Source organism: Geobacillus subterraneus, assembly GCF_001618685.1.
GTDB lineage: Bacteria > Bacillota > Bacilli > Bacillales > Anoxybacillaceae > Geobacillus > Geobacillus subterraneus.
This window is the reverse complement of sequence record NZ_CP014342.1, coordinates 629,726-651,640: the sequence shown is the minus strand read 5'-3', so window position 1 is coordinate 651,640 and position 21,915 is coordinate 629,726. Positions and strand designations below refer to the sequence as shown.

Annotated in this window: 17 protein-coding genes and 1 other annotated feature (1 of these 18 running past the window's edge); of the genes, 3 read left to right on the top strand and 14 right to left on the bottom strand. The window is 54.8% G+C overall.

All coding sequences use genetic code 11. The annotated features are described in order from the left end of the window. Positions 1-3: 3 nt before the first annotated feature. The 11 genes from GS3922_RS03080 to GS3922_RS03030 all read right to left on the bottom strand — a co-directional run bounded on the left by GS3922_RS03080 (position 4) and on the right by GS3922_RS03030 (position 11,420). Complete coding sequence (locus GS3922_RS03080; RefSeq protein WP_063165127.1) at positions 4-672, bottom strand: hypothetical protein; 669 nt, start codon at positions 670-672, stop codon at positions 4-6. Then, on the bottom strand, positions 669-1,244 hold the full coding sequence (locus GS3922_RS03075) for a PilN domain-containing protein (RefSeq protein WP_063167292.1): 576 nt from the start codon (positions 1,242-1,244) through the stop codon (positions 669-671). The genes GS3922_RS03080 and GS3922_RS03075 overlap by 4 nt, the downstream gene beginning before the upstream one ends. Beyond that, complete coding sequence (gene pilM, locus GS3922_RS03070; protein WP_063165126.1) at positions 1,234-2,163, bottom strand: type IV pilus biogenesis protein PilM; 930 nt, start codon at positions 2,161-2,163, stop codon at positions 1,234-1,236. The genes GS3922_RS03075 and pilM overlap by 11 nt, the downstream gene beginning before the upstream one ends. A 26-nt stretch (positions 2,164-2,189) precedes the next feature. Beyond that, on the bottom strand, positions 2,190-2,936 hold the full coding sequence (locus GS3922_RS03065) for a prepilin peptidase (RefSeq protein ID WP_063165125.1): 747 nt from the start codon (positions 2,934-2,936) through the stop codon (positions 2,190-2,192). Positions 2,937-2,964: 28 nt separating this feature from the next. After that, on the bottom strand, positions 2,965-3,507 hold the full coding sequence (locus GS3922_RS03060; RefSeq protein WP_063165124.1) for a prepilin-type N-terminal cleavage/methylation domain-containing protein: 543 nt from the start codon (positions 3,505-3,507) through the stop codon (positions 2,965-2,967). 87 nt (positions 3,508-3,594) lie between these two features. Continuing rightward, positions 3,595-4,806: a type II secretion system F family protein gene (locus GS3922_RS03055; RefSeq protein WP_063165123.1), complete on the bottom strand. Its 1,212-nt coding sequence runs from the start codon at positions 4,804-4,806 to the stop codon at positions 3,595-3,597. Further along, positions 4,793-5,848: a type IV pilus twitching motility protein PilT gene (locus GS3922_RS03050; protein ID WP_063165122.1), complete on the bottom strand. Its 1,056-nt coding sequence runs from the start codon at positions 5,846-5,848 to the stop codon at positions 4,793-4,795. Before GS3922_RS03050 ends, GS3922_RS03055 begins: the two co-directional genes overlap by 14 nt. A 12-nt stretch (positions 5,849-5,860) precedes the next feature. Next, positions 5,861-7,525, bottom strand: coding sequence for a GspE/PulE family protein (locus GS3922_RS03045; protein ID WP_063165121.1), 1,665 nt, complete (start codon positions 7,523-7,525; stop codon positions 5,861-5,863). After that, entirely contained in the window at positions 7,522-8,880 is a 1,359-nt protein-coding gene (locus tag GS3922_RS03040; protein ID WP_063165120.1) for a G5 domain-containing protein, read from the bottom strand. The genes GS3922_RS03045 and GS3922_RS03040 overlap by 4 nt, the downstream gene beginning before the upstream one ends. A gap of 16 nt (positions 8,881-8,896) precedes the next feature. After that, positions 8,897-9,676, bottom strand: coding sequence for a PRC-barrel domain-containing protein (locus GS3922_RS03035; protein ID WP_063165119.1), 780 nt, complete (start codon positions 9,674-9,676; stop codon positions 8,897-8,899). After that, the gene (locus GS3922_RS03030) at positions 9,666-11,420 is read right to left on the bottom strand and encodes a hypothetical protein (RefSeq protein WP_174539023.1); all 1,755 of its coding nucleotides are present in this window, start codon (positions 11,418-11,420) and stop codon (positions 9,666-9,668) included. The genes GS3922_RS03035 and GS3922_RS03030 overlap by 11 nt, the downstream gene beginning before the upstream one ends. Positions 11,421-11,509: 89 nt before the next feature. Here GS3922_RS03030 and GS3922_RS03025 point away from each other — a divergent pair, with 89 nt between their 5' ends. The 3 genes from GS3922_RS03025 to GS3922_RS03015 are packed head-to-tail and all read left to right on the top strand — an operon-like array spanning position 11,510 to position 14,271. Then, positions 11,510-12,121 (top strand): type IV pilus modification PilV family protein, encoded by a 612-nt coding sequence (locus GS3922_RS03025; protein ID WP_063165118.1) that lies wholly within the window; start codon positions 11,510-11,512, stop codon positions 12,119-12,121. Further along, positions 12,105-12,680: a PilW family protein gene (locus tag GS3922_RS03020; RefSeq protein WP_063165117.1), complete on the top strand. Its 576-nt coding sequence runs from the start codon at positions 12,105-12,107 to the stop codon at positions 12,678-12,680. The genes GS3922_RS03025 and GS3922_RS03020 overlap by 17 nt, the downstream gene beginning before the upstream one ends. Positions 12,681-12,693: 13 nt before the next feature. Next, on the top strand, positions 12,694-14,271 hold the full coding sequence (locus GS3922_RS03015) for a hypothetical protein (protein ID WP_063165116.1): 1,578 nt from the start codon (positions 12,694-12,696) through the stop codon (positions 14,269-14,271). A 111-nt stretch (positions 14,272-14,382) separates the two neighbouring features. Here GS3922_RS03015 and GS3922_RS03010 read toward each other — a convergent pair whose 3' ends face one another. The 3 genes from GS3922_RS03010 to GS3922_RS03000 all read right to left on the bottom strand — a co-directional run bounded on the left by GS3922_RS03010 (position 14,383) and on the right by GS3922_RS03000 (position 21,755). After that, positions 14,383-17,598 (bottom strand): vWA domain-containing protein, encoded by a 3,216-nt coding sequence (locus tag GS3922_RS03010; RefSeq protein WP_063165115.1) that lies wholly within the window; start codon positions 17,596-17,598, stop codon positions 14,383-14,385. 55 nt (positions 17,599-17,653) lie between these two features. Next, positions 17,654-18,961, bottom strand: coding sequence for a bifunctional folylpolyglutamate synthase/dihydrofolate synthase (locus GS3922_RS03005; RefSeq protein ID WP_063165114.1), 1,308 nt, complete (start codon positions 18,959-18,961; stop codon positions 17,654-17,656). A gap of 133 nt (positions 18,962-19,094) precedes the next feature. Then, positions 19,095-21,755 carry a valine--tRNA ligase gene (locus GS3922_RS03000; protein WP_413229264.1) on the bottom strand — a complete coding sequence of 887 codons (2,661 nt, stop codon included), beginning with the start codon at positions 21,753-21,755 and terminating at the stop codon, positions 19,095-19,097. Between the two features lie 69 nt (positions 21,756-21,824). Beyond that, positions 21,825-21,915: a binding site (T-box leader), on the bottom strand (it continues 268 nt past the right edge of the window).

The following is a 21,915-nucleotide window of genomic DNA, read 5'->3' as shown; positions in this document are numbered from 1 at the left end:
TGGCTACGGGCTCACTGATGGCGCGGTTTCCGTCAACGGATTGTCCTTGCCGCTTGGCGGCGGCACATCCCGCACCGGCAAGAGCTGCTTCCATTTTTCAAGCTGCGGCGCGTAAAAGGCGCGTACGGTTAACGAATACGTCAACGGCTGGACATCGGTCGCCGTTGAGGTCAACTCCGGCTGCCCGGTAAACGTGAGCGACTCAATGGCCATAATGCGCTCGGCCCGCTCTAACGTTTGTAAAAACTGCTCAAGCTGGTAATACGATGGCGACTGAACCGTCAGCTGCGCGCTCACCGTCTCAATGCCGGCTGGGGCGTCCTCCTTTTCCTCTCCGTTCCCCTGCGCTTGTTCGGAAAAACGAACGTTTAACAGCACGCTGTCCGAGACGTATTCCGCCTTTTGAAACTCAAGCAACAGCTGGTCGGTGAGCGGGCGGACCGGCACTTTTTTTTGCAGCGCGGCGAGGCTTTCCAACGCCTCTCCTTCCTTTGGCGAAATGTTTTGCTCCATGGCGGCGAGCACTTTTTTCTCGCTTTGCACTATGGCGGCGAGCCGATCGATTTCCTGGTAGCGCGGCGCCAACAAGAGAACATAAAACGCAGCGGCGATGGCGGCAACCAGCAGCAACAAAACGGAAACGGCTAGCCATTTGTTTACGCGACCGGTCATGGCGATGCCTCCTTTTTTTCGGCTTGGCCGATTTTTAGTTCGTATTGCGCCATGTAGCGCGGCACAGTCATTTCCGTCTCAACTTCACCGCTTGGACCGCTGGCAGAAACCCCTGTCAGCTTCACCTCTTCGACTATGTCCAACGCCTCTAACCGGGCTAAATAATACGCCGCTTCTTCGGCGGTGTCAAACTGAACCGTCATCGTCACCGTCTGGCGGTCGGCATAAGCAAAATTCATGACAAATCCGCGCTCAGGCAGCTCTTTTGTCAGCGCGCGCAACAACGGCACCGTTTTGAGCGGATAGCGGTTCGCCCACTCAACCGCCTTGGACAGCTCTTGCCGCCCTTGCTGCTGCTCGGCGTCCCTCTGTTTGGCGGCTGCCGCGGCCTGCAAGGCGCGCACTTGCTTCAGTTCCGCTTCAAGCGCCGCTTGGCGGCTGTTGGCACGCTCCATCAGCCAGTATCCCCCGGCGGCGCCGATGAGGAGAAAAAGCACGACCGAGACCGTCAACACGACGCCGAGCGCATGACGCGGCTCTTTTCGCGGCAATAAGTTGATGTCAACGATCATCATTCATTCCCTCTTTCAACGTCAGCCCCCAGGTGAGATGATACCGGTCCGGCAGCGGATCAAGCGGGCGGGAAAGGCGCTCGGGCGACACATCAAGCCGCTCTGTCAAAGCGGCGAATGCATCGGCAAGCTGCGGGTGGTCGCCGGTGAGGAACAGGCGCGTAATTTGCTGCTTTCCTTGTCGGAGAGAAAACGAATAAAAACTCATCATCCGCTCGATTTCCTTATACACCTCCGCAAACGGGTCAACGATCGGCATCGTTCGCTCCCCGGGCGCCTCAAGCGGCAAATGGCGCATAAACAGCGGCAAATGGCGGTGAAAGACACTTAAGTTCACCGCCGATTCGTCAAGCTGCACGAGCAAAATATGATCATCCGCCGCTGCCTGTCCGGCGGCGTAAAACGGACGGTAAGCGCAAAGCGGCGACACGTCGGCCGCCACTGGCCGCAAATCGACGTCCTCAAGGAGCGCAGCATATTCCGCCACCGCTTCTTCCGGTGCGGCAAACAGCAGCACGTTTAGCGCTTCTTCCGTCCGTTCGGCCACCGCGTAGTCAAACACTGGATCGGCAAACGGAAGCGGGATCGATTCGCCAAGCTCCATAAACAAATACCCGCGAATGTCATCGTCCGGCAAATGAGGAGGAAGCGGCACGCTGCGAATCATGACGAACGGATCGGGGACGACAAAGCGGACGCGCCGCCCGCTAAGCTTCCATTCGTCGACGCATTCATCCAAAATTATCGCCAATGTTTCCCCATCAACGATTTTTCCGTCACGAATGACACCGGGCGGCAGCTCGCGCTCGCCCCACCGCTTCGCCTCCGGCGGATCGCCCGGCTTCGCTTCGACATAACGGATCATATGATCTTTAATCACGATGTTCGCCTGTTTCGCCTTTCGCCGCCATAACGCCATCTTCGATTGCTCCCTTTCTGCCGTCTTTACGTAATCAACTGTATATACGAGCGCACGATCACTTCGCCGAAGAAAAAGGCCGTCAGCGCCCCAAGAGCGATCGCCGGGGCAAACGGCATCGGCACGCCGCGCCGCACACGGCCGAGCGCCATGCCGATCAACCCGATCACCGTACCGTACAGCGTCGCCAAGAAAAACGCGAGCAACACCATTTTCCAGCCAAGCACAAACCCGAGCACGGCAAACAGTTTCACATCTCCCCCGCCCATCCCGCCTTTTGACAGCACAGCGATCAATAGCAACAACAAAAACCCCGCCGCTGCGCCAATGAGCATGTCCATCCACGGCAAAAACGGAAGGAAGAGCCGTTCTATCAAAAACAGGGCGGCAAATGCCGCAAGCACCCGGTCCGGGATGAGCATATAGCGAATGTCGGACACAACGATGATGGCCAAAAGCGCAATCAACGTCCAAGCGATGATAAGCCGCCCGCCCCAACCGACCCACATCGGCGCGGCGGTAAACAAGCTGGCCGTCGCCACTTCCATCAGCGGGTAAAGCGGGGAAATGCGCCCCCCGCACCCTTTGCACCGCCCGCGCTGCACAACGTACGACACAACCGGAATAAGCTCCCTCGCCGACAGCGTCCGCCCGCACGCCGGACAATGCGACCGCGGCCGGACGATCGACTCCCCGACCGGCACCCGCAGCCCGACGACGTTAAAGAAGGAGGCGAGGAGGAGGGAGTAAAGGAAAATACTTAACTTTACCATTTCTAAACTAACCTACGTAAAACACCTTTTATGGACGAACTTCGGAACGTTTCAAATCATCTTCCGCAACAGCATTATTTTCCTCTTGACTTTGCACTCCGCGTTGCGCATTTACTAGTTTTACGCGATAATAAAATTTATTATTATCATTTATGATAATAACATAAGACCCGGAAGTCGGCTCACTCACAGTACCATCTTTAATTGGACTTCCGTTTACATTAAGATCATCAGTAATTTGACTCTCCCCCGGAATGGCCTCTGTATAGCCATTTTGAGTTTTGTCAGGATCTTTTACAGTCTCTAAATACCCATTATCTTCTAAATACTTAAGTGAAATCGCCTTCGCCTTCCCATTCGCCGGTATCAAATCCTTATCCGCCGTCACAGCGATTTTCGCTGCGTTGATCATTTGCTGTGCATTTGCTACGTGCGCATCTTTTTTCGAATTGTCAATCAATCCCCCAATCGCCGGAATCGCAATCGCCGCAATGATCCCTAAAATGACGATGACGGCGAGCAGTTCGATGAGCGTCAGGCCGCGCTCGTTTTTGATCATTCGCTTCAACATTGTTCCCTCTCCCTTTCCAACAAAATTAGAACGTTTTCCCTATTATTCTACAACAAGGCAATAAAAATAGGAATATGTTCTTATTGTCTATTGTTGGATATGATTAAAAATATCGTACATCGGCACGATGATGGAAGTGACGATCGTCCCGACAACGCCGGCGAGCAGCACGATCATCAGCGGTTCGATGAGCGATTTGAGCCGATCGGTGCCGGCGTCGACTTCGGCTTCGTAAAAGTCGGCGACTTTGCCAAGCATGGCGTCAAGCGCCCCGGTCTGTTCGCCGATGGCGATCATTTGCGAAACGAGGGGCGGAAACGCCCAATGACGGCGGAGCGGCTCGGCGAGCGGCTGGCCGCGCTCAAGGGCGGTGCGCGCCTCATCGAGGACGGAAGCGATCACTTCATTTTCGACGACGCGCCCGGCGATCGACAGCGCTTCTAAAATCGGCACCGAGCTTGCAACAAGCGAGCTGAGCGTTCGCGTCATGCGGGCGAGCGCCGCCTTTTGCACGAGTTTGCCGAAAATCGGCAGCCGCATCGCCGCGTAATCGAAATAATACTTCATTGCCTTTTGTTGCCGAAGCGCGGCGAACAATACGTATGCGCCCACGATCAGCAACACCGCCGCCCACCAGTAGTGCTGCATTACGCCGCTCGCTTTGAGCACAAACTTCGTAATCGCCGGCAGCTCGGCGTCAAAATCGGCAAACATCTCAACAAACGTCGGCACGACAGCGACAAGCAAAAAGATGACGACCGCCGTGGCGATGATGGCGACAGCGATCGGATAGGCGAGCGCTGAAGCGATTTTTTGCCGCGTCCGATGCATTTTTTCGAAATGATCCGCAAGGCGGTCAAGCGTCTCGTCAAGCGTTCCGCTCGCCTCTCCGGCGCGCACCATGTTGACAAACAGCGGCGGAAACAGGCGCGGATGGCGTGCCGCGGCCGCCGAGAGCGGATTCCCTCCGCGCAATGACTGTTCGATGTCCGAAAGCGCCCGGGCGAGCGATTGGCTTTCGGTCTGCTCGGCTAAAATGCGAACCGAGTCGACAATCGTCACCCCCGCACGAACGAGCGTCGCAAACTGGCGCAAAAAAATGACAAAGTGCTGCAGCTTCACGGCGCGGCCGAACGAAATTTCTTTGTTCCATACCGACGGCGGCACTTCGGCAAGCACCATCGGGCGAATTCCTTTTTCCCGCAGTTTGATCACCGCCTCGCGCCGCGAGACGGCCGCGATCACCCCCGCCTTTTTCCGTCCGCTCCGATCGCGCCCTTCGTATTTAAATTGCGCCATGCTCGCCACGCTCCCCTGCCAAATACACTTCAGCCGCCAGCGGATCGATGCGTCCGTCGGCCACAAGCTCTTTGATGCTCATTTCCATCGTCTGCATGCCCGCGTTGCGGCTCGTCTGCATAATGTTGACGATTTGATGCTCCTTTTTGTTGCGGATCAAATTGGCAACGGCCGCATTGTTGATTAAAATCTCAAGCGCGGCTGTCCGCCCGCTTTTGCGGCCGTTTGGAAACAGACGCTGGGCGATGATGGCCACAAGCACGGACGCGAGCTGGAGACGAATCTGTGCCTGCTGGGCCGGCGGAAAGACGTCAATCATCCGCTCGATCGCCGCCGGCGCGCTCGCTGTATGAAGCGTGCCTAACACTAAATGCCCCGTTTCCGCGGCGGTGACCGCCGTTTGAATCGTCTCCAAATCGCGCATTTCCCCGACTAAAATGACATCCGGATCTTGGCGGAGCGCAGCGCGCAAACCAGCAGCAAAACTGCCGGTGTCAAATCCGATCTCACGCTGGTCGATGATCGATTTTCCATGTTTATGCAAATATTCGATCGGATCCTCGAGCGTAATGATATGCTTCGACATCGTTTTGTTCATATAGTCGATCATCGCCGCCAATGTCGTCGATTTGCCGCTGCCGGTCGGCCCGGTGACAAGCACGAGCCCGTGCGGCTTTTCAGCGATGCGTTTCAGGACGCTCGGCATGCCGAGCTCCTCAAGCGTCGGAATGCGCATCGGAATGAGGCGCACAGCGAGCGACACGCACGACCGCTGTTTAAACACATTGAAACGGAAGCGCGAGACGCCGGCTATGCCGTACGAAAAATCGAGCTCCCCCGCTTCTTGGAACTGCTGCCAAAGCGGCGGCGGAATGATGGCTTTTGCCATTTGTTCGGTCTCTTCCAAACGAAGCCGCTCATGGCCGTATGCCTTCAGCTCCCCATTCAAGCGGAAAATCGGCGGCGCGCCGACGGTTAAATGCACATCGGACGCGCGGCATTCAAAGGCGGCGCGCAATAACGCCTCAAGCTTTTCCTTCATCGGTCTCACCCGTCAATGCAAAATCGCCACTTTCAGCACTTCTTCAAGCGTTGTTATCCCTTGCTTCACTTTCAGCAGCCCGTCATCAAGCAAAAAAATCATTTTGCTTTGAAGGGCGAGCTCGCGCAATTTCGAAAACGGTTCATTATTTAAAATGACGCGCCGCATCTCATCGGTAACGACGAGCAGCTCATGAATCGCCAGCCGGCCGCGGTAGCCGGTCATGTTGCACATCGGACAGCCGCGGCCGCGGACGAGCGTTCGCACCTCGATTCCGCGGCGGGCGAAAATTTCTTTCTCCCGCTTCGTCGGTTCATACGCTTCTTGACAGTCGCGGCAGACGCGGCGCACGAGCCGCTGGGAAACGACGCCGGCGAGCGAGGTCGCGACTAAAAACGGCTCAATTCCCATATCGATCAACCGGGTGATCGTGCTTAACGCATCGTTCGTATGAAGCGTGCTTAACACTAAATGGCCGGTGAGCGAGGCGCGAATCGCCACTTCAGCCGTCTCGCGGTCGCGAATTTCCCCGACCATAATGATGTTCGGGTCTTGACGCAAGATCGAGCGAAGCCCTTGAGCGAACGTCAAACCGACGTTTGGGTTCACTTGAATTTGGTTGACTCCTTCAATTTGGTATTCGACCGGATCTTCAATCGTAATGATGTTCACTTCTTCACGGTTTAAATGGTTTAAAGCGGCATATAACGTCGACGATTTTCCCGAACCGGTCGGCCCGGTGATCAGCACGATGCCGTTTGGCCGTTCAATTAAGCGGATGAAACGATCGAGGTTCACCGAGTTAAAGCCGAGTTTATGAATGTCGTTCAAGGCCGCCCCTAGATCGAGGACACGCATAACGATTTTCTCCCCGTACACCGTCGGCAATGTGGAAACGCGCAAATCGACGGGGTGAAAATCGATATCCATTTTCATCCGGCCGTCTTGCGGAACGCGATGTTCCGTGATATCCATATTGGCTAAAATTTTAATTCTCGCCGTCAACATGCTTTGCATATGTTTCGGCAGCGCCCGCTCGGTGCGGAGAAGACCGTCGATCCGGTAGCGGATGAGCACCTTCGTCTCCTGCGGGTCGATATGAATATCGCTCGCCCGCTGCTCGACGGCAAGCTGCAAAATTTGATTCACCAACCGGACAATCGGGGAATCCTCTTCATCGGCCCGCTCGTCTTCGCGCGTCTCCGGCGTCGGTGCCTGCAAAAAATCATCCAACCCCTCATCGATGTCGTAATATTTATTAATCGCCCGCAAAATATCATCTTTCGAGGCGATCGCCGTCTCGATTTGAAACCCGGTTGAAAGGCGCAGATCATCAATGACGAAAAAGTCCATCGGATCAGCCATAGCGACGAGCAGCCGCTCGCCTTCGACTTTGAGCGGCATCACCATATGGCGGCGGGCGAATTCTTTCGAAACAAGGCTTGTGGCTTTCGGATCGACCGGATAGCGGTATAAGCTGACATGGGGAATGCCAAGCTGAAACTCGAGCACTTCAATCAGCTGCTGCTCGGTAATGTAGCCGCGCTGCAACAAGGCATCGCCAAGCTTTTGTCCGGGCGCCTTCTCACGCAGCGCTTCGGCGAGCTGCTCTTCCGTAATCAATCCCGCTTCGACAAGCAAATCGCCAAGCCGTTTCCGTTCTTGCTTTTTGCTCATTTTTCTTCCCCCCCGCTCGCTTCCGTCTCCCCTTTGCCGCCGGCAGCAGGTGCGGATTCCTTATCGCCCGCTTCATCGCCTTCTTTTGGCACCGTTCCGCTCTTCGCATCGTCTTCGCTACGTTCTGCCGCCGGCGGGTTCGGTGATTCCGCCGATTCACTGTCTCCGCTTTCCGTTGGTTCGCCTTCCCCATCACCGCTTGGCTCAACGCTGCTTTCCGGAATCTCGAGACCGCGCACTTCAATCGTGTACGCCGGCGGGTAAAAATCTTCACTGACCGTTTCTTTGCGCACAAGCCGCGCCCCGTCGCGCACCTCGCGCGTCACTTCAATTAGCAGACCCGAGCGGCCGGCTTGTTTCGTTTGCTTTGCACCCGGCGCCAAGCGCGCGTCGTATTGAACGACTGTGCGCGGCTCGATGTCTACCGCTTCACCGGTGCGAATGATATATTGATAGACAAACGGCAAGCCGGAGATCGCGGCGTGTACGTTTTGCCCGTCATACCGAAGCCAAAGCGTGTAATCAGTTGTGTTCGGGTTGTACCATTCCAAATCGCGGCCGTTGCTGATGGCCGCTTCAAAACCCAGTGTTACTCCGTCGGGCAGCGTGCGGCTCGTGTAGCGCTCGGCAATAGCAAAATTCGTTTTTAGCACTGCCTGATAAACTGCCGAAGCGATCAAATCGGCCGCTCCATCACTGAAATCCGCCTTTTCCTTTTTGAGCCAATCCCCAAGCGAAAACAGTTGCCCCGCTTCGATCGTTACGCGCCGCTCTTCCGACAGCCAGCGGGCGACCGCCGCATCAGGCAGCGGCACGGCTGCTTCGCTCACCACCGGCTCGCGTCCGTCCGGAAATGATATGTAGCTTGCTAAGTCAATGGGGGAAGACGGCGACTGCAGCCGGGACGCCCACTTCGCTAAATCCTCTCCGAGCCGCTTGACATCAAGCGCTTCAAGCGCCGATGACGGAACGACAGCTTCCAACGCTTTGAAACACTTTTCCAAATCCGCGATGACAAAAAGCGGGGTGCGCTTTCCGTCAACGAGCTGCTTCATACTTTCTTCGAGACGGAACGTAAAGACATCCGCCGACAGATCCACTTGTTTTTCTTGATATCGCAACGGAATGGATGCGGTCGCCTTCCATTCGTTCACCCGGCTAGCTACCGCCTCACGGGCTTCAGGCGCTGTCATACCAGCCAGGGACACCGGGCCGGCCGCTGTCCCTTCACCCAAGCGGCCGTCATCCGGGGCGAACGCATCATAGGCAAAGACACCAAGATGCGAAAAGGCGATAAAATAGATCGTGCAAACGGCCATCACAGCAAGCAGTTTCCACGGGGCCGCTTTTTTCACTGCCGACCCTCCCCCGTCATGCTTCCACGTTCATCGAGACATCAACGATGACACCCGGACCGGCCTCTTGCGCCTTGCGCACATCCTCTTCACGAAGCGTTGTGCCCGCCGCCAATAACAAGCGTCCATCCGCATCATAAACGTCTTTTGTCAGCCGTTTTCCGGCTAACAGCGCGACTTGTTTTTCTCGCAACGTGTGCAGCGCCTCGACGTTCTCGGCGTTTTCAGCCATCGCATCCATTTGGGCCGAAAGACCGTCTTCGTCCATTTCCGCAACCGGTTGACCGCTTTCCGCCTTCAACAGCTGCACAGGGTCGTCAAGAAGCGATTGTTTAGCTTCGTCATGAACGACCAAAATATCTTTGCCGTACGTCAATACTTCCGTCGCCGGCAGCACCGCTTCTCTGTTTTCTAAGTGTAAAGCGATGCCGATAATCTCCCCTGTTTCTTCGTCAATAAAAAACTCGCTGGCTTCGCCGAGCAGCTGGCCTTTGCGTGTGATGGCTTTCGTGTTTTTAATGCGGATTTGCTTATTGACGAGCTGATTGGCGATCGGAATTTCCGAAAGATCGATCACATCATGCCCTGTTTCGACCGTCACGGCAAACTCGCCAATGCCGACCACTTTTTTAAACGGAATCGCTTTTAAGCTCAGCTGTACATCGTCTTGTTCAATCGTTAAAAAATCGATTGACCCTTTCTCCGGATTGATCACCAAACTTTTCACCGTGCCGATTTGCGCACCGTCCGCGATGCTGATGATCGGCAATCCAATGATTTGTGCGCTAGCTTTCATCATTTTCACCCCAACTGTTTGCTAATGTCGCGGCTGACTGCCGCCAAAGCGCCAGTTCCTCGGCTATGGCCGGGTAGGCGCGAAAACGATCGATAAGTTCATCAATCCATAGAGCTAACTGATCGTACTGTTGTTCTATTACATAATGTTCCATTAACAAACGAGCCAATACGTAATAATCGCGGTCGGAAAGCGGCGCTGCCAAGCATTGAAGAAGGCAGCGCTCATAGTCGGCAACATCGAAACGGCGGCGGTTCAGACGCAATTCAGAGGCCACCGCCTGCACGACTTCTGTGCGCACCGTTTTCCGTTCCTGCAGCCTATCTCCTTCCTGCTGTTCTCCGGCTGTCCGCTCCCGGTCTTCGTGCCATCGGCCTGCCGTTTGTCCATCTTCCTCGAACTCGCAGCATCCGGCCTGCCCGTTTGACTTTGGTTGTTGCTCCCCTTGTTGCGCAAACAGCGCGTGTCCCCCGTCCGCATCGACTGTTTGTTCAGCAGCGCCGCTCACTTCCGGCAGCAAAACGTGGGTGATGTCCGGCGACACCTCTCTAAAAGACGACCCGGACGGCGTTTCCTGCTCGGAAACGGGCTCGCTTTCATCGCCAGAGTCGTTAGCCGCTTCAGAAACAGCCAACAAGAAAGCGGCGTCACTTCGATCGATTGCCTGCAACAACCCTTGACCGCTACCGCCATCATCAGCGAGGGAGCCAGCGGACGTTCCTGCTTGCAGCGCCGCCGCTTCGATATCCGGCGTCATAGCAACCGGCAGCTCATCGAGCCAATCGTGCGGAGGGCGTGCCGGCTCATCGGCTGCAATGATTGATTCGAAAGCGGAATCGGGAAGCGGTTCCTCATCGTCCGCCTGCATCGGAAGCAAGACAGGCGCAAGCGCAGAGCGTCCTCCTCCATGCTCAGCCACTCCGCGATCTTCTCCCAAGGCAATGGGCTGCAACGAAAAAGGGGCACGCTGTTCCGCATAGGTTGCTGATTCTGACAACAGCTCAGCAGAACGTTCCACATGCTCGTTTTCGCGTTCGACGTCCTTATCCTGTTCGCGGGTTGCCCCTCGTTCATCGAAAGCTGGACTTGAGTCATCTAACCTTAACGCTGATTCATCGGAAGACATCCCCGGCTCATCGACAGTGGCTGCCGGTTCGCTCAGCGCTGACGCCGAATCTTTCAGCGCTGGCTCGAGCTCGTCTGAAGCGGGCTCGTCCACTTTCAAACCATCATGAAGGCGCATCGACACGTTCGACGAAGCCGCTCGAGAAACGGCATATCCGTGTTCCTGAACGAATGCCGTTTGCCGGGGCCTATCATCTAGGTCATTTGCCCCGCGCTGATCAGCTTCTTTGCCATTATCGTCTACCGGCTTTGTCAAGTGCACTGTTTTTTCGATCCGTTCATCATTCGGCCCGTCCCGTTCTTCCTTCCTTGTTGCCGACCGATAAAGGATGGTGCCGAGCCGGCGGTCGAACAAATAAGAAACCGCGGCCAACAAGATCCCAAGCAACAACACGATCTGCCAAAGCGGCACGGCCGATTCGGCCAGTCGGGCCAACGCGGCGATGAGAAACGCGGCTGCGACGACTATCGCGCCCCCAGCCCGGCTAAACCCAAGCGGCAACAACCAAATCGCCAAAAGAGCCAGTATGAATGCCGCAAAATCAATAACCGCCTCTTTCCACATGCCCATCCGTTCCTTCCCGGCGTAACGTTTCCAAAGGGCCGATAGACCTTCCACCCATCGTCCTCTAATCCTAAAATTCTACATGATTTGACTCGAAAATATTGTATAATAAAGTTACATATTTTGAAAGAAGGTTATGACAAATGGAAGGGGACAATTTTTTGTCATTTAGTCATAAAGACGGGTTCACCCTCATCGAAACATTGCTTGCCCTGACTTTGTTATCAGGCGTGGCGATCGGCTTGTTCTACTTTTTCACGAACGCGATGACGTATACATCCTACAACCAAGGGCGCACGGTCGCCATCAATATCGCCCGCGGTGTCGCTGCTTATATGGAAAAATTGGACTTCCCTGTGCTCGAACAACATGTCCGCCAATCGGCCAACGAACAAACGCCATTTGTAAAACTGACGGATGCCGATTGTGAACATGCGGCCATTTTCCCGGAGCCGGACGCATGCCGCGCCCAATTCGCCCCAACGATCAACAACGTCATTTACGACAACGGGCGGATCGCTGTTTTTCTCATTCCGTATGAACAGATGCACTGGGAACGGCTCACTTCATCCCCTCCTGAGGAGTTCCCGCGTTCACTGCGCGAACGGATCAGCGAAGAGGCGGAAAAAGTGCGGCAGTCTGATCCCGGCCTTGGACAGTATGCGTTGAAAATGTACGTGATCGTCCGCTGGGGCGATCGGTCAGAAGAGGCGGAATGGGTGGAAGGAGTGATCACCGATGAAACGATCCGCTAAAGCCCAAGCCGGGATGACGCTTGTCGAGCTGCTCGCTGCCGTCTCCATTTCCTTGCTCATCATCGGCGCCATTTATACCGTCTTTCTGACCGGCATTCGCGCCTATCAGCGGATCGGCATCGAGAACGAACTGCGCAGTGAGGCGGACTATGCCGTCGCTATGATGATGAACAAGCTGTACGAACTTGCTCCTGACGGCGTTGATCTAAGCGCAAGCAATGAGCGGAAGTTGACCTTCATTGAAGACCGACAACAATGGATTGACGCCTCGTCTGGATTTGTGGCCGAACATGAAAAAGACGGTGCTGCATTGACGATTTCGATTGAAAACGGAGCGCTGGCCATCAATGGGGAAGCCATTTCCTCATCACGCCTGTCGCTGGCCGCCGATTCCACACTTTCGCTCCGCTGCCTGCGCGAAGAAAAAAAGGGGGGAGCGCATCTTTGCCGCAGCGGTGTCGTCACGATGAAACTCGCCGTGCAAGACCGCAACCACGCCGACTCGGATAGCTGGCTGTATGTGCAGCCGTTTACATTAAAAACGGAGTTCGGCTTTTAAGGGGGGAATCGCAATGAACCGCCTGTGCTTGAACGAGGCCGGCTACAGTTTAGTGACAATGATGCTTGTCATCACCATCTTCTTTTTGCTCGGCTTAACGATTTTAACGGTTGCTGCTCAACAGGCGCGACTGACTCACGTGCGTGTGGAAGAGATCGAATCGTTTCAGGAAGCAGCCAACGCCATCGACGAAACGGTCGCCGCCTTAAAAGCGGCCATCGCCAAGCCGGATTTTGTCCTTTCTACACCGGCGCGCCTTGACGATGATCTAAGCCGTTGGCTGCCTGCGTTTGAACAGCGCTACGGCGTCACCATCCGCGACGCGACTGAAGAAGAGGAGATCGACCGGCAAAAGCTGTTTACCCGCGTCTTATATATTTCCGCGCCGCATGGAAACAAAACGGTCACGCGGCGCGTCATTATTGCCAACACGCCAAGCTTTTTAAAATACGCTCTCGGCTCGGCCGAAGACTTGGCTGTCAACGGCGGCGCATATATCGACGGGCATGTGTATGCGGGCAACGATGCCTATGTCACGAACGCCGCCAACTATATCGACCATTCACAGCGCCGGACCGAACCGACTTCTTTTCCAACCCTTTCGACCGACAGCGCCTGGCTTGTTCAAGGAGAGGCGTTCTCTTGCACGGGCGGAGCTGACTGCTATCAAAGAGGGACAGGAACGTTTCTGCGACAGCCCATTCACTTTTCCCATGGTTTAGAGGGAGCGACCGTCCAAAAAGAAACAGACGATTTTATTGACGTTGATTTTAATTGGACGGTGAAAGATAAGCTGCTTAATGCGGCGGGAATTGAAACGTTCAGCGATGAATACGAACAATGGATTGATAAGGGCATTCCAGACTTGCTTTCGATGCTCGAAGACCGCCTAACGGTGGTGGAGGATATTGAGTTGCTGCTTCGCCGCTCTTGGCATCAGTCTGTCCTGCTTTATCATCCGGAAGTTTCGTCGTTTTTTGTCGATCGCGGGGAAATTGATCTAAAGAAACACTGGCTCATCGTCAACGGCGATTTGTTTTTAGGCAATACCGTACAGACGCCGACAAAAGTGCGCGGCAATTTGATCGTGCTCGGCGATTTAACGATTCAAGGAAATGTCGCGTTTGACGCTTCTGTATATGTCACCGGGCGCACGCTCATTTATGATGCCGACATTAGCGGCTGGGGCGAAAAAGAACTTGTCCTTTTGACCGACGGTCCGCTTGAGCTGGCGCGCATTAACGAGTTTCATAATTCGTTCCCCCGGCAGCCGAACTTAAAAGGCTATTTTTACACAAGCAGCAACGCCACAGTCTATGCGGTTGGCTCGTACATTCATATTCAAGGCGGCTTGTTCGCTCGCGGCGATGCGTCCAAACGCGCGCCGGACGCCGACATCTCCGGCCTTGTCGTCAACGCTTATCGCGGCCGGGCAGAAAACGGATTGTCGTTCATTCCAGCGCCGGATGACGACGTCGACCAGTCGCGTCTTGTCATCCGTCACGACCCGCAAGTGCTGATCGACCGCGGGGAAGGTCTTCCGTTTGTCAAACGGTTGTCCCTCGTTGTAGACCGGTTGAAAGTAGAATAAAGAAAAGAGCGGCCTAGGTCGATCTGGCCGCCCTTTTTTTACGGGAAAAACCTTCACTCAATTGTCGATATCATTTGATCTTGCCGACAAACTTGGGGGTGTTGATGTCGATTACCAGCGGTTTCGCCCGTCGTTACCACCGTGATCTTCCGGTTCGCGAACAATCACCGTCACGTTCGCCCGAATCGGCTGCTGATCGCTCGTTTTCGCATTGGCGGTCGCTGTCACCGTCGCATAACCGACATCGTTGGCGACCAAAACCCATGCGCCGTTTTCACGGACAACCGCGACATACTCCGGTGCGGACGATTCAACGGAGCGAAGCGTTTGATCGGTCGCATGGTTCGGAACGAAGCGAAGCTGCGGCATGACTTCAAGCCGTTCGCCGACTTCCATGTACAGCACCGGGGTGCGGAACGCCATCCGTTCGAGCGGCACGATGACCGTAATCGTCGCCGACGCTTGCACGTTGCTGCCGTCAGTCGCACGGACGGTGATCGTCACCGTTCCAGGCTTTAGCGCTGTCACCGTGCCGTTTTGGTCTACCGATGCGATATTCGGGTCGCTTGATGTCCACGCAAGCGTTCTGTTCGTCGCATCGGCGGGCTCTATCGCCACTGGGATGCGTTGCTCCTCACCGACGTTCATCGTCTCTTTATAATCGCCAAGCACTAAGTGGCGGATTAATTTCTTATAACGGAACGCTACCTTCGTCGTTCCGTCACCGCGCGTCAGCCCCCCAGCCGAACGCACCGCGACAGTATACTCACCGTCATCGGAAATGGAAATCATATACGGCGAAGCGAGCGGCTGCCAGTCTGAAACCACGCCATTTCGTACGACTTGGTACTCGTACTTCACCCCTTCGCCAGCGACAAGCCCGATTACCTTCACCGTTGGCGCCTCGTTCACCATGGCGCCGTTTTCCTCCGGACCGTTTGCGGTTTCAATGGACAAATGCGGTTTCAAATAGATGCGCACTGTCCGATCATCGCTGTACGTGACAAGCAGCACGCCGTCATCGTTCGGGTCGTATTGCAGCGCTTTGACCGGCAGCTGCAGCAGTCCGTCGCTGGGTGGCTTCGCTTCTCCAACGATTTCGTCGACCGCCTGCCGTCGCCACTTCAAGATCTCTCCTTTTTCGTCTCCTCGGTAATAGAAATTCGGAAAGTCATCTAAACGAACCGTCATCCCGATTCGTTCCGACGGCGGCGTGAGCGTCGAAGTCCGTTCGCCGTAGCGGCTGTCGGTGAACGTTACGACCGCCGGCGGCAATTGGGTGCCGCCCATGGCGTAATCGGCTTGCATCACCCATTGCGCGGTCAGCGTCAGCTTGTTCAGCTGGCTATAGTCAAACGTCTGGTTGGCAAACGACCATTGTGCATAGCGTTTGCCATTTTCCGTATACGTCGTCACTTTGCCGTCTGGAACGACGGAGATGCCATCAGGCAACTGTTGGACGATCTTCACATTGCTGATCATTCCAGTCGTACTGCCCACGTAACCGACCAGCGACAAGGAATAGGTGGCACGGAAGCGGTTGTCGTCGCCATCGACAGCCCCCTGTTTAATGAGATTGATAACATTGTTGGTCAATCCTTGCAATCGCACCGTTCCCGTAAAGGTCGGCGGCGCTTCATCTTTTACGGTGACGGTCACTGTTTTCGTCAAGGACGGCTGCGGCTGGCCGTACACATCGCGATATCTCAATTCAGCGTTGAATGTATACGTCCCTTTCGCCTTAAACGAAACTGGAATAGGAATCGTGGTAGGCGAAGGGGCGCCTTGACCAATCTGATAGGGAATGGAAAATGAAATATACGCATTTTGTTTCGTCTCATCTAGCCATACTTGGCCGTTCTCGGCAACAACGACATTGCCGCCAAACGACGAAAGCGGAATGCGGATCGTCCCCGTGAGCGCCGGCGTTGTCGCGAGCTGAGAAAACCTCTGAAACAGGACGTTCAAATTTTGCGGCGTTCCTTGCCGCGCTTCCCCTCCGGCCATCGTGGACAACGCGCTCAAATAGTCCATGTCAACATCATCGCTGTCGCCGAAGCCAATAGAATAAAGGGTGATATTGCCCATTCCAAGTGCTTTGGCCACCGCTATGGCATTCGTTCGAATTCTCGTTTCCAGACTACTGTAAGTAAATGGGTAGCCGTTATTCGAAGACACCTTGATTCCATTCACATAATCTCTTCCATCGTTATAAAATTGACGGTAATTTCCTTTGTTGTCGGTAAAACGAATACCAGCCGTCCGCCCATCGCCGTACAATTCGTAAGTGACAGGAAGAGAATCCGTAATTTTTTTTCCCGTATACTCATATCCCCCAAACCAATCCGGTTTGACCTCGCGATACGTAATTGAATCGGTCGTATCCAACACGGTCGGCATGCCGTCAGTCAGAAAAATGATATACTTTTTCCTTGTCGGGTCCGTAAAATACGATCTGGCCAGAGACAAAGCGGCCGAATAGTTCGTCCCGCCGTTGGCCGTCAAACGGTTTCCTGCATCAAGTATGGCGTCTAATTGACTGACGACATTTGATTTTGATCCGAACGGAACAACACTCGTTGCCCTCACGTCATCAGAAAATGGAATCAGAGCAAACCGATCATTTGGGTGATAATTGGCTTTGAAATCATTCACCGCTGCCTGCAAAGCGGATTTGGCGCTTTGCAGCTTCATCATCGTCATGGAGCCTGACACGTCCATCACAAACACGACATCGATCGGCGGGCGAACAGGCGCCGGAACCACACCTTGCGGGATGAGCGTCACATCGAGCCGCCCTTGGGCATCGCCATCTGGCGGCTTGGCGTATTCCGGCTGTGAAAATGAGAGGGAAAAATCCAATTTCGCCGTGCTCGCCTCCGTTTGCCTCGTATACTCATAAGGCGTCTCCGGAAAGGAAAAATACACCTCTTCTTGCCCGTTTCCTAACACCCGGTAGGCATCGACAACGATTTCATAAGCGGCCGTCGCTCCTGGGGCCGATGGCCACTTGCCGCGCATATCGAGCGAAAATGTATACTTTTTCTCACCGTTTCGGTCCGGCTGTACTTCCACCGCTTCCGTCCGGTAGCTGACGGCCGTGCCGCTTTGTCCTTTCAGCTGGATGCGAATCTTAAAAAAGTCGATGCTGTTGCCCTTTCCGTCGCCGACTCCCGGAGCGGTCGCCCAGCCGGCAATTTTCTCCTCGGAAACGGAAGTGATCGCTCCCTCTTTCCGATCGGCATAAACGACATCTGCCGTGATCGGCCATATACTTGCCATCAACCAGAACAACATCCCCCATAACAGCCAGCCTCGTCGCCGCATGCGCCTCCCCTCCCGCGCCAAAGGAACTATCTTTCTTCCATTATACCAATCCTTTTCATCGCTTGGCATTATTTTTTAACCGTTTTCGCACTTCGGACAGAAAATAAAGCGATCCGGTGACAAGCAGCAGCCCATCGTCCCCTATTTGTTTTTTCTTCTCACGGATCCAGCCGGCCCAATCACTTACGGCCGCCTTCTGCGGATGGGAAGAAAGGGCTGTTAATGCTTCTGCTTGGGCGGCGCGCGGAAAATCAAACGTCGTAAACGTGATCGTCTCAGCCAGCTCGTCAAGCGGCCGGATCATTCGTTCAAGCGGCTTGTCGGTCAGCGCGGCGAACAAGACATGGACGCGCTTGTCGGGATAATGAGCGCGCACCGTCTCGACAAGGGCGCGAATGCCCGCTTCGTTATGGGCGCCGTCGAGAATGATGAGCGGTTTGCCGCTCACCCGCTCAAACCGGCCGGGCCAAGCAGCAGTGGCCAGCCCATCGGCGATATGCTCCGGCTCGATTAAAAACGAATAGCCAAGGCGCAACAATTCTGCCGCCATCACCGCCACCGCCGCATTGTCGACTTGATGGGCGCCGGGCATTTGAATGCGCAAATCGCGGTATTCGGCAAACGGCGTGGCGAGGGAAAACTGCTCTCCTTCGGCGATCGTTTTCCAGTCTGTTACAGTAAAATCAACGCCGAGACGATATGTTTTCGCCTTCCGCTCCGCCGCCGTTTTGGCGATCACTTCCCACGCCTCCGGTTCCTTCACCGCCGTCACAAGCGGCACGCCCGATTTGATGATTCCGGCTTTCTCCACGGCGATTTGCCCAAGCGTATCGCCTAAAATGTTCATATGATCGTAGCTGACGTTTGTAATGACAGAAACGAGCGGATAAATGATGTTAGTTGAGTCCAAGCGGCCGCCGAGCCCGACTTCAATGAGCACGATGTCTTGAATCTGTTGTTTGCCGAAGTAATAAAGCATCATGGCGGTGATCACTTCAAATTCGGTCGGTCCGCCAAGTTCTGTTCGTTCGAGTTCGTCCGCAAGCGGTTGAATGACTCGCACCAGCTCCACGATTTCTTCATCGCGAATCGGTTCACCGTTGACGCTGATCCGTTCGTTAAACTGCTCGACATACGGCGAAGTGAACGTGCCGACGGAATACCCGGCCGCCTGCAAAATCGAGCGCAAATACGCCACCGTCGACCCTTTGCCGTTCGTTCCGCCGATATGGACAGCGCGGACGCGGCGCTCTGGATGGCCGAGCTTTTCCATCATCCATTCCATCCGTTTTAGTCCCGGCTTCATGCCAAGCCGCAGCCGCCCGTGAATCCAAGCGACGGCTTCCTCATATGTGCGGATCATATTCACGACTCCTCCCTTGAGAAGATCTAGATCGAAAGGCTGGCGATGGGCCGAACGGCTTCCGCCAGCGAAAAAGACGAACCCGCATGATAGCGGATTCGTCTTCATCATAATCAACCAAACAATCGTTTGTCTACCGTTTCAACTCAGCGAGGCGCGCTTTCACCGCTTCTCGCTTTTCGATGTAATCTTGCCGCTTGCGCCGCTCTTCTTCGACGACATGGGCCGGCGCTTTCGCTAAAAAGCCTTCGTTGGCCAGTTTCTTTTCGACGCGCTCGACTTCGTTGTTCCACTTGTCGAGCTCTTTTTCGAGCCGCTTGATTTCCTCTTCAATATTGATCAGCCCTTCAAGCGGCAAAATGAGCTCCGCCCCGGTGACGACGGCAGTCATCGCTTTTTCCGGAGCCGGAACATCCATGTCAATGACCAATTCGCTCGGGTTGCAGAACCGTTCCAAATAAGCGCGGTTTTTCAAAAGCGCTTCCCGCACGTGTTCGTCTTTTGTCTTAATGTAGAGCGCAATCGGCTTGCTCGGCGGCGTGTTCACTTCAGCGCGGATGTTTCGGACCGCACGGATGATGTCCACAAGCATCCGCATCTCTTCGGCCGCTTCTTCGTTCGACAGCTCCGGGCGCACTTGCGGCCACGGGGCGACCGTAATCGACTCTCCTTTATGCGGCAAGTTTTGCCAAATTTCCTCGGTAATGAACGGCATGAACGGGTGAAGCAGGCGCATCGTATTGTCAAGCACATACGCCAACACGGAACGGGTCGTCTTTTTCGCCGCCTCGTCGTCGCCATAGAGCGGCAGTTTGGCCATTTCGATATACCAGTCGCATAAGTCGTCCCAAATAAAGTTGTACAGCGTGCGCCCGACTTCGCCAAATTCATATTTTTCGGCGAGCTTCGTCACCGTGTCGATCGTTTCATTGAGGCGCGTCAAAATCCAATGGTCGGCGACCGTTTTTTCGCCGCTTAAATCGAGCTCCTCATACGTCATGCCGCCCATGTTCATCAACGCAAAGCGCGACGCGTTCCAAATTTTATTGGCAAAGTTCCATGTCGCTTCGACTTTTTCCGTGCTGAAGCGCAAATCTTGCCCCGGCGAGCTGCCGGTCGCCAAGAAATAGCGGAGTGCATCGGCGCCGTACTGGTCGATGACATCCATCGGGTCAACCCCGTTGCCGAGCGACTTGCTCATTTTCCGTCCTTGGGCGTCGCGGACGAGACCGTGGATCAACACGTCTTTAAACGGCCGCTTTCCGGTGAACTCAAGCCCTTGGAAAATCATGCGCGACACCCAGAAGAAAATGATGTCATAGCCGGTGACTAGCACATCGGTCGGGTAGTAGCGCTTGTAGTCCGGCGAGTCGGTATCCGGCCAGCCCATTGTCGAGAACGGCCAAAGCGCCGAGCTGAACCACGTATCAAGCACGTCGGGGTCTTGCTCCCAATTTTCAATGTCTTTTGGCGGCTCGTGGTCGACGTAAATGTCCCCCGTCTCTTTATGGTACCACGCCGGAATCCGGTGCCCCCACCAAAGCTGGCGCGAAATGCACCAGTCGCGGATGTTCTCCAGCCAGTGCAAGTACGTTTTCTCAAACCGCTCCGGCACGAACTGCACTTTTCCGTCGGTTTGTTGCAGCTTGATCGCCGCTTCGGCGAGCGGCTTCATTTTCACGAACCATTGCGTCGACAAATACGGTTCAACGACCGCGCCGCTCCGTTCGCTATGGCCGACGGAGTGGACGTGTTCCTCAATTTTAAAGAGGACGCCTTGCTCTTGCAAGTCGCGGACGATTTGCTTCCGGCATTCAAACCGGTCAAGCCCTTGATATTGCAAGGCATTTTCGTTCATCGTGCCATCTTCGTTCATGACGAGAATGCGCGGCAAGTTGTGGCGGTTGCCGACTTCAAAGTCGTTCGGGTCGTGCGCCGGCGTAATTTTCACCGCCCCGGAGCCGAATTCCATATCGACATACTCATCGGCGATAATCGGGATTTCGCGGCCGACAATCGGCAGTTTGACCATTTTGCCGATCAAATGCTTGTACCGCTCGTCATCCGGATGCACCGCCACCGCCGTATCGCCGAGCATCGTCTCCGGCCGGGTCGTCGCCACCTCGATGTAGCCGGAACCGTCGGCAAGCGGATAACGCAAATGGTATAAAGCGCCTTTCACTTCTTTATAAATGACTTCAATATCCGACAGCGCCGTTTTCGTAACCGGGTCCCAGTTGATAATGTACTCGCCGCGGTAAATGAGCCCTTTCCGGTAAAGCGAGACGAACACTTCACGCACCGCTTTGGACAGCCCTTCATCCAGCGTAAACCGCTCGCGCGTATAATCGAGGCCAAGCCCTAATTTTGCCCATTGGCTGCGAATATGGCCGGCGTACTCTTCTTTCCACTTCCACGTTTCTTCCAAAAATTTCTCCCGGCCTAAATCGTAGCGCGACAGCCCTTGGCTGCGCAATTTTTCCTCCACTTTCGCCTGGGTGGCGATGCCGGCATGGTCCATGCCCGGAAGCCAAAGAACGTCATAGCCTTGCATCCGCTTCATGCGCGTAATGATGTCTTGCAGCGTCGTATCCCATGCATGCCCCAAATGCAGTTTGCCGGTGACGTTCGGCGGCGGAATGACGATCGTAAACGGTTGTTTGTCCGGATCGCCGGTCGCTTCAAAAAACTTGCCTTTCAACCACCAGTCATAGCGCCCCGCCTCAACGGCGCGATGGTCGTATTTTGGCGGCATCGACACTTCATGCTGTGCCACTTTTGTTCCCTCCTTCATGTGATCGACAATGGCTGTTGCCTACGGAGTGCATCATCCGATTGGCAAGCAAAAAAGCCCCTTTCATCCAAAAAGGACGAAAGGAGCTGCTTTCGCGGTACCACCTTTTTTCTTAAGCCTAGAGGATAGCAAAACCGTATCGTTCAAGCACCGGGCGATG